This is a genomic window from bacterium, from assembly GCA_023228325.1.
GTDB lineage: Bacteria > Auribacterota > UBA6266 > UBA6266 > UBA6266 > UBA6266.
In genome coordinates, this window is record JALOBK010000016.1 from 1 (window position 1) to 7,100 (window position 7,100).

Annotated in this window: 17 protein-coding genes; 2 read left to right on the forward strand and 15 right to left on the reverse strand. The window is 29.9% G+C overall.

The annotated features are described in order from the left end of the window. From M0R36_10755 to M0R36_10820, 14 genes are all read right to left on the reverse strand, one after another. Nucleotides 1–492, reverse strand: a 492-nt coding sequence (locus tag M0R36_10755; GenBank protein MCK9556268.1) for a VWA domain-containing protein, incomplete at its 3' end; no start/stop codon positions are given. Nucleotides 493–512: 20 nt separating this feature from the next. Further along, entirely contained in the window at nt 513–893 is a 381-nt protein-coding gene (locus M0R36_10760; protein MCK9556269.1) for a hypothetical protein, read from the reverse strand. Further along, complete coding sequence (locus M0R36_10765) at nt 883–1,443, reverse strand: hypothetical protein (GenBank protein ID MCK9556270.1); 561 nt, start codon at nt 1,441–1,443, stop codon at nt 883–885. Before M0R36_10765 ends, M0R36_10760 begins: the two co-directional genes overlap by 11 nt. Further along, a complete protein-coding gene (locus tag M0R36_10770) occupies nt 1,440–1,772 on the reverse strand; it encodes a hypothetical protein (GenBank protein ID MCK9556271.1) in 333 nt (110 codons plus the stop codon). Before M0R36_10770 ends, M0R36_10765 begins: the two co-directional genes overlap by 4 nt. After that, complete coding sequence (locus M0R36_10775) at nt 1,759–2,061, reverse strand: hypothetical protein (GenBank protein MCK9556272.1); 303 nt, start codon at nt 2,059–2,061, stop codon at nt 1,759–1,761. The genes M0R36_10770 and M0R36_10775 overlap by 14 nt, the downstream gene beginning before the upstream one ends. A gap of 3 nt (nt 2,062–2,064) precedes the next feature. Continuing rightward, nucleotides 2,065–2,289, reverse strand: a complete 225-nt coding sequence (locus M0R36_10780) for a hypothetical protein (protein ID MCK9556273.1) — start codon at nt 2,287–2,289, stop codon at nt 2,065–2,067. Between the two features lie 44 nt (nt 2,290–2,333). Continuing rightward, the gene (locus M0R36_10785; GenBank protein ID MCK9556274.1) at nt 2,334–2,804 is read right to left on the reverse strand and encodes a hypothetical protein; all 471 of its coding nucleotides are present in this window, start codon (nt 2,802–2,804) and stop codon (nt 2,334–2,336) included. Nucleotides 2,805–2,817: 13 nt separating this feature from the next. Next, entirely contained in the window at nt 2,818–3,033 is a 216-nt protein-coding gene (locus M0R36_10790; GenBank protein ID MCK9556275.1) for a hypothetical protein, read from the reverse strand. A 12-nt stretch (nt 3,034–3,045) separates the two neighbouring features. Beyond that, nucleotides 3,046–3,273 (reverse strand): hypothetical protein, encoded by a 228-nt coding sequence (locus tag M0R36_10795; GenBank protein ID MCK9556276.1) that lies wholly within the window; start codon nt 3,271–3,273, stop codon nt 3,046–3,048. 24 nt (nt 3,274–3,297) lie between these two features. Beyond that, complete coding sequence (locus M0R36_10800) at nt 3,298–3,504, reverse strand: hypothetical protein (protein MCK9556277.1); 207 nt, start codon at nt 3,502–3,504, stop codon at nt 3,298–3,300. A gap of 21 nt (nt 3,505–3,525) precedes the next feature. Next, a complete protein-coding gene (locus tag M0R36_10805; protein MCK9556278.1) occupies nt 3,526–3,762 on the reverse strand; it encodes a hypothetical protein in 237 nt (78 codons plus the stop codon). Between the two features lies 1 nt (nt 3,763). Then, entirely contained in the window at nt 3,764–4,135 is a 372-nt protein-coding gene (locus M0R36_10810; GenBank protein ID MCK9556279.1) for a hypothetical protein, read from the reverse strand. A 13-nt stretch (nt 4,136–4,148) separates the two neighbouring features. Beyond that, nucleotides 4,149–4,388: a hypothetical protein gene (locus M0R36_10815; protein ID MCK9556280.1), complete on the reverse strand. Its 240-nt coding sequence runs from the start codon at nt 4,386–4,388 to the stop codon at nt 4,149–4,151. Between the two features lie 8 nt (nt 4,389–4,396). Further along, entirely contained in the window at nt 4,397–5,425 is a 1,029-nt protein-coding gene (locus M0R36_10820) for a metallophosphoesterase family protein (protein MCK9556281.1), read from the reverse strand. Nucleotides 5,426–5,624: 199 nt separating this feature from the next. Here M0R36_10820 and M0R36_10825 point away from each other — a divergent pair, with 199 nt between their 5' ends. Then, nucleotides 5,625–5,996, forward strand: coding sequence for a hypothetical protein (locus M0R36_10825; GenBank protein MCK9556282.1), 372 nt, complete (start codon nt 5,625–5,627; stop codon nt 5,994–5,996). A gap of 54 nt (nt 5,997–6,050) precedes the next feature. Here M0R36_10825 and M0R36_10830 read toward each other — a convergent pair whose 3' ends face one another. Beyond that, complete coding sequence (locus tag M0R36_10830) at nt 6,051–6,245, reverse strand: hypothetical protein (GenBank protein MCK9556283.1); 195 nt, start codon at nt 6,243–6,245, stop codon at nt 6,051–6,053. Nucleotides 6,246–6,526: 281 nt separating this feature from the next. On the opposite strand from M0R36_10830, the gene M0R36_10835 reads away from it, so the two are divergent. Beyond that, nucleotides 6,527–7,100, forward strand: a 574-nt coding sequence (locus M0R36_10835) for a transposase (protein MCK9556284.1), incomplete at its 3' end; no start/stop codon positions are given.

A 7,100-nucleotide genomic window follows, 5' to 3' on the forward strand; every position in this document is an offset into this window, starting at 1 on the left:
AATTCCTAATGCTGTTCCACTTGAAAATGCATCTTGATTTGCAGCTAAGAATACAAAATTCCAACTATACTTTTCTGTTTGATGTGTAACTCTTTCTCTAACCATTTCCATATCCCTAAAATATCTGCTAGCATTTTCCTGACCATCTGTGATGACAACAACAATCACCTTTTCTGGTCTTTGACTTTCTTTAGTCTTTCTCAACCTAATACCGACATCATCGATTGTTTTGCACATCGCATCATATAATGCAGTCATTCCCCTAGGATAATAAACATCCTTAGTGATTCTGGGAATATCTTTAATATTTGTGTTATTGTGCAATATTTCGGTGTCATTGTCAAATAAAACAATAGTGACTCTAGCTTCCCCTGGCAATTCTCTTTGCTTGTCTAAGAATTCATTTAATCCACCAATACTATCATCAATAATATTGGCCATAGATCCTGATCTGTCAAGAATACAAATAATTTCAGTTAATCCTTTTTTCATAATCTAATTCACAATCTCCTTTATTTATGATTTTGGATGATCCAGTGATATACAGTTGGATCAACTCCTTCTAATTTAACACAGTATTCTTCGTATTTTTCCACAATTTTTTTTAGTAATTCTTTGTTTGGTGTGCAATTACAATAAAATTCTGTTATTAAATCATTCATTTCTTTATTAAAAAAATGTACCATATATAATTCTTTATCTTCATTATCTAACATTTCACTACGAGAATTATTAATACATTTCCAACATTTTAACACATCATTTTTATCACGTTTTAAATCCACGAGATTCCCATTATCATCTCTATATTTCTGGCACATATGGGATTCATAGAATATTTTCCAACAACATCCAGCGCAGTATATTGATTTTTCTTTTTGTTTATTTTTCATTATTACTTCCTTCCAATGATCTCAATCTCTTTTTGAAACAATTTAAATCTTCTTCATTATATAACATTATTCCTGGTTCATGTTTCTTCAAATACTCCTCTATTTCACTTATTATATTTTCTAGTTCTTCTTTATCATAGACTGGGGAATATCTTTTATTTTTCAATATCCAAACTCTTTGTCTATTCATTGATTTGTAAATATTGCACCCACTATAATATGTTTCGAATTTTTTAAATTCTCCAGTTTCAATAAATCTATGAATATATCCTATGTTTTTTTCAATCATCTCTGTATATAGTGGATTTTTACCTTTATGGTAACAAAAACTATATATTGTACTTCTAAAATTGTGCATGAAGTTATATAATCCACTCGTGTTTATTTTATTTATTTCTGCGTATTCTTTCAATTTTATCAGCGTTTCTCCTGCAAATTCATCTAATACTTTTTCATACGAATTTATATATATTGTATTAAATGCTTCTCTAAATGGATGCATTTTAACTTGATCGTGTAATTCTCTTAATTTTTCTATATTTATTTTCATAAATTATTGTTCCCATTGATTGAGCATGCTACTTCTATTTCCTTTTCTCCGTTAATAATACATTTGAAATCTATATCTTCACAAGTTTTAGTTGGGAATATTGTAATATCCAATCCCGTTCCATCTTTTCTTTTCTTCACGGAATATTTAGTTATCATTTTTTTTCTTTTAAGATTTCTACAGTAATTACTATAGAATTTCCTTGCATCATCAATTCTCTCTTCAAACGCCAGTGTCAATTCTTCATCTGGTACTTGGGAATTTAAAACTTTTTTTATGTATCTATCAATAAATCTCACTAAATCTGATACTATTTTATTTTTCTTCATACACTCCAAAAACCTCCTTATTCTTTTCAATATATTCCATGATTACACGCAATGATGAAGCCATAATTTTATTATATCCAACCGGAGTGTCCGGATACCAATCTAACTGCCATATTTCATTGGTATCCATTGCTTTCCGTCTTTCTTCTGGAGACACCCAATCATCAAGATCCCATAGTTCCACGGATTCCATTTCTTCTATGTGTTCCTTTGCGCTTCTATAGTAGTCTTTATGAATGTTGTGTGTCAATGTTAGACTGCATTCATGCTTAGGCAAAATGAGATTCATTTTTTATTTCTTCCTTTCTCCAAAATTAAATTTAATATCTTCCAGCATATCATAAATTATACTCAGTAAAGTATATGGCCATATTAATATTCCAAACACAATAAGATCTCTAAGTTCAAATATACATGCATCCGTTTCACCTTTGTAGAATAAAATATATCCATATAGTATTATTATTAGGGCAAGCAGAGATCCAATCCCGAAATAAATAATTAAATAGTCTAACATCTAAATCTCCTTCTTAGTGATTTGTAATATATAATATACTTATATCAAATATCACAATTGAATCCAGATGATATGCTTCCACATGTTACCGGCAGACTTCTATCAAGAAAGAAAGAATCTATCGCTTCTTGTTTATCCACATATCCAAATAATAATTTTAAGTCGTCAGTATTATCTTTATTCTTATATCTCACTACAGCTGCTTTAATAGTTGGATTTTTTATTAAATAATCTGCAAAATGTGTTTTGTTATGTCCGCAGTTTATCAAACACACACCACTGACTATATGAAATTTCTCCAAATATATTTCAGTAATTGTTCCGACATTATTAAATCCATTTGATTCCATATATAGATCTTCAGTTATTTTTCCAATTTTTAGTGGTATTGTTTTAAATTTACTTCTATCTAGTCCGAAGTTTTTTGCAATGTTTTCTAATTCATGATCATAATATACTCTCACATATGGATTTAAATTGATATCAAAGTCAAAATATATTCTCTCACAATACACAAATCACCTCCAATTATATTTTAGGAATTTCCATAATATGGGTTATAGATTCTTTTGAATATGCCCACGGATAACCGGACATAAATAAATCCCATGAGTATTTACCTACAAAAAATTCATCCAATTCTTTTCTGTCAGAAGAGTTATCTCGTCTCACTAACACATAAATTCCGTCCTTAAAAGTTTTTTCTGTAATTTCATTTGCTGGAATCCACATTTCAATTCTCACTCCTCTTTCTTTCTAAATATTGGGAACTTCTGAAAAATCAAATTCTTCTCCAGACTCCACATCATAAAATACAACAGAATTAGGAATTGCTTTTGTTTCACATTTATCTTTTTCAAGATCAATTTTTATTAATGGATATATTTCTATTCTATAGTTTGCTAAATTTTTTTCATTTTTTTTACAAAATGAATCGAGATTCTCCATCATTTCTTTTAGTGTAATCTCGGATAAATTTTTCACATACATCTCCTTTTTTTCATAAAATTATTCCTTAGAAATTATTCCGAAGTGGGTAAAATCTCCCTCCGGTTCCATTCGATCCATATCACCGTAAAGTTCCCACATTTCTTCTTCTCGGCAGAACCCAATATAATTCCATAAACCACTTACACAACCTCTCTTATCCTTAAATACTATATCTATTTCACACTTTGATGATAACTTTCTTGTTTCATCAGTCATCTCAGTCATTGGTTTCCAAAACATTTTATTTCATTCCTTCCTTTTAAATTTAAATTCCAACCAAGTAAAAAATATTTCTAATTCTATGAAAGGCCATATTATTAAACAAATAAGATAAGATAAAACATCCGCGACTGGATCATTTAAAAGATAATCCGGATCATAATAAGGATTTTCATTTCGGTTTTTTATTAGTATACAAATTTCAATAATCCCACCGATGAACCACAAAGCAATACCAATAGTCAAAGGTCCAAATTTTCCCATTCTATTTTTTATCCTCCACTAAATAATCAACATTTTCTTTCCAATCATTTATATAGCATCCAAGACATTTAGAATCTTCATATTTCATTTTACAATTATCATCTCTGCATACTGTATTGTCCACTATATCTTTTCCATCTTTGAGTGCCTCTACTAAGCATCCTTCTCTATCATGAATTAATTCTAATATTTTCTCTGGTGATTCTATTATTCTTAAATATTTTTCTTTAGTGACAGCATCGAATAATAGTGTGACTGGTTCCACTCCCTCTTCCATTTCCATTGGTCTAGATAATCTAAAATGACCTATCAAATCCACCGATACATAAACCGGATTTTCACTCAGATCGTGAAGTTTAATGAATTTAAGCATTTATTGTTCCTCCTTAAGGAAAATCTCTCATGACACTCAAATATTCAACTCTAACCATTCCTGATTTATCCCCATAATATCTATCACAATCTCCAAAAAATTTTGAATCATCTACTTTTAGAATATACTCATTTTCTTTTAAATAATCTATCCAATTCTGAATTGATTCTGGAAATGGTTCACAATAATAATCATCAAACATATTCATATTATCAACATAATCTCTACAGTCTTCTATACTATTTTTTACCATATTTCGCCTCACATTTCATTCACAAAAACATTCTGATCATAATGCTTTAAAATAGCATTCTTGAAAAACAAAACCTCATCATAAGATATCGGAGTGAAATTATGGCAATCTACACCAACATTTAATCCATTCTTTTTTACCATAGATAATTTATGAACATGACCGTATAAATAAAATGTATCATCACCTACTAGGTGATTTAGCAATCCTATTGGTTCATGTCTAATATAAAAATCTTTTATTCTTACTCCGCCTTTAAGAAGAATTTCAACTCTATTATCTTTCTTTAATTCATTAATAAAAAATTCAGTATCATAATTTCCCGGAACAAGATATATCCTGCTCCCATTAAGCATTTTAATAAATTTTGGATTGCCAAAATCTCCAAGATGATAAACTATATCTTTTTCATTAACAATCATATTCCATCTCTTAACTAATTCATAATCCATCTCTTCGACAGAACTAAAAGGTCTTCTAGAAAATAACAATGTTCTTGGATCGCTAAAATGTGTGTCTGATGTGAAAAATATCTTAGGAATATATTCTGATTTGGATTTAATTAATTGTAATGCATCTTTACAAATCTCAGAAATTTCAGTATGCCATTTAACATTCTGTCTATTGCATCTTTCAATCAGATAATCATTTCTTTCTGCATCTGATGGTGCACCACAAGCTATCTTTCCAGATTTTAACCATTCTCCAAATTCTAAATTAGTTATTAACCCTGGGAGATCTTTCATGTTTCTAGGAATCCAAAACATAATCACCGTTGATTTATTTAGATATTTTAATTCCCAATCTATTTGTCTGGAATGTGTCCAGGTTTCTGGTTTAATATTTTTTCTCCATTCTGGAATAAATATATCACCATCGAATCCTAATTTTTCTAATTCTTCTATTGCTTTACTTCTCCACGATTTAATATCTACTGGATTTAAATTATCACTTAATTTTCTGTGCGTTGGTCCGGATAAGAATATTGAGTTTTTAGAATTCGTATTAGGTTCTAAAGTATAAATTAAATTAATCATTTTTAAGATTAACTCCTTTCATTTTTTAAAGATTAAATAAAAACATATATTTATTTAATGGAATGATGTTTTCTCCTTGAATTCCATCATTCCTCCTTTTTTCTCATTATATGAGTGGGGATTATGGTTTTCATCCCCACTCATGAAAACAATTTCAATTTAATATATAAATTTCTAATTATTTATTTCTGGAGGAAAAATGACAAATTTCATCTCAATCGCAATCCCATCTCTTATTCTCACAATCATCATGCTTTTCACGAAAAAGGTAGAAATCATCGGAATGAATTTCTACGTGGGATATGTTCTCGCTGTTTTTTCTGCATTTTTTATCTATACTGGAATTGTATATTCAATTGTTTTTATCTACAAAACAATCCTCGAATTTAAGATTTCAATTGATGAATTGAAATTGTATATAGGATCATTAGCTGTTTTGATGCTGATATCATTCCATAAAAATCAACCAATAAGCGATAAACCTTTCTTCCCTTTCTTCATGTGTGTTGGGATATTATTTGTCAACTATCATCTTAATCACTACTTCAAAAAGAAATTTAATCACCAGTGAACTATGAAAAAGAGGAGGAATAATATCCTTCTCTTTTTTTTGATCTAAAAATTGTTAGTTGGCTGATGATTCTATAAAACTAGGATCTATTGCAATTGTGCTACGTAAATTTTGTTGGGTAAAATAACCATCATTATATAATAATGTGTAACTCAGTTCAACTTCATTCCAATCTAAATAATAAGTATTTGTCGTATCATTACTTATACATTTCAATTTTCCATCAACTATTTTCAGTTTGATTATCATTTGGAAACTCCCCGTGAAACATAATTCCATAATTTGATGGGTAACTGATAGGAATGGAGTAAGTATCATCACGTCGAGTGTATCTCAGCCGTGTATTGTGCAATATTTCTTCACTTATTTTTTTTATCCATTCTTCTATTATTAATTCATTATTTTTTATAAACCAATCGGGAAAACCACGGACGTGAGTCCGTGGATGAACCGATGAAAAAATGTATATTTGTTTTCAAATGAACAAACTTAAATTCTTTCATTGAAAAGGAGATTTGTTGCTTGCAATGATGAAAACATTTAAATACAGAATATATCCCAATAAACTCCAGCGGAGGAAATTGGGTATTATTCTGTCTAATTGTTGTTTTGTGTATAACCACATTATTGAGACTCGGAAGAATATTTGGGAACAGGAAAAGAGATCTGTTTCGAAATTCGAAACAATCAATATGCTCCCAGCATTGAAGAAAGAAAATCAGAGTCTCAAAGTTTGTCACTCACAAACATTGCAAGACGTGTGTGTTCGCGTTGATAGAGCATTCAAGAATTTCTTCCAGCGTTGCAAGTTAAAAGAAAATCCCGGATATCCGAGGTTTAGGTCTTCGCAACGATATAAATCTTTAACATTTCCACAGAGTGGATATAAGTTGTCTGGCAAGAAGATACATATATCCAAGATTGGTGAAATGAAGATTGTTCTTCACCGACCGATTGTGGGAAAAATAAAGATTCTCGTGTTGACAAGAGATATCATTGGCAAATGGTGGGCTTCTTTTTCCTGTGAAGTGGAAAAAAATTCACTTCCCGTGAATGAGAGATCCGTGGGAATTGATCTCGGGTTAACCCACTTTGCCACGCTAT

Excerpts from the sequence above, each read along its gene's own strand:
- M0R36_10805 (MCK9556278.1), bottom strand. The coding sequence starts at position 3,762 with ATGGGAAAATTTGGACCTTTGACTATTGGTATTGCTTTGTGGTTCATC.
- M0R36_10830 (MCK9556283.1), bottom strand. The coding sequence starts at position 6,245 with ATGATAATCAAACTGAAAATAGTTGATGGAAAATTGAAATGTATAAGT.
- M0R36_10800 (MCK9556277.1), bottom strand. The coding sequence starts at position 3,504 with ATGACTGAGATGACTGATGAAACAAGAAAGTTATCATCAAAGTGTGAA.
- M0R36_10765 (MCK9556270.1), bottom strand. The coding sequence starts at position 1,443 with ATGAAAATAAATATAGAAAAATTAAGAGAATTACACGATCAAGTTAAA.
- M0R36_10820 (MCK9556281.1), bottom strand. The coding sequence starts at position 5,425 with ATGATTAATTTAATTTATACTTTAGAACCTAATACGAATTCTAAAAAC.
- M0R36_10780 (MCK9556273.1), bottom strand. The coding sequence starts at position 2,289 with ATGTTAGACTATTTAATTATTTATTTCGGGATTGGATCTCTGCTTGCC.
- M0R36_10815 (MCK9556280.1), bottom strand. The coding sequence starts at position 4,388 with ATGGTAAAAAATAGTATAGAAGACTGTAGAGATTATGTTGATAATATG.
- M0R36_10760 (MCK9556269.1), bottom strand. The coding sequence starts at position 893 with ATGAAAAATAAACAAAAAGAAAAATCAATATACTGCGCTGGATGTTGT.
- M0R36_10810 (MCK9556279.1), bottom strand. The coding sequence starts at position 4,135 with ATGCTTAAATTCATTAAACTTCACGATCTGAGTGAAAATCCGGTTTAT.
- M0R36_10770 (MCK9556271.1), bottom strand. The coding sequence starts at position 1,772 with ATGAAGAAAAATAAAATAGTATCAGATTTAGTGAGATTTATTGATAGA.
- M0R36_10825 (MCK9556282.1), top strand. The coding sequence starts at position 5,625 with ATGACAAATTTCATCTCAATCGCAATCCCATCTCTTATTCTCACAATC.
- M0R36_10775 (MCK9556272.1), bottom strand. The coding sequence starts at position 2,061 with ATGAATCTCATTTTGCCTAAGCATGAATGCAGTCTAACATTGACACAC.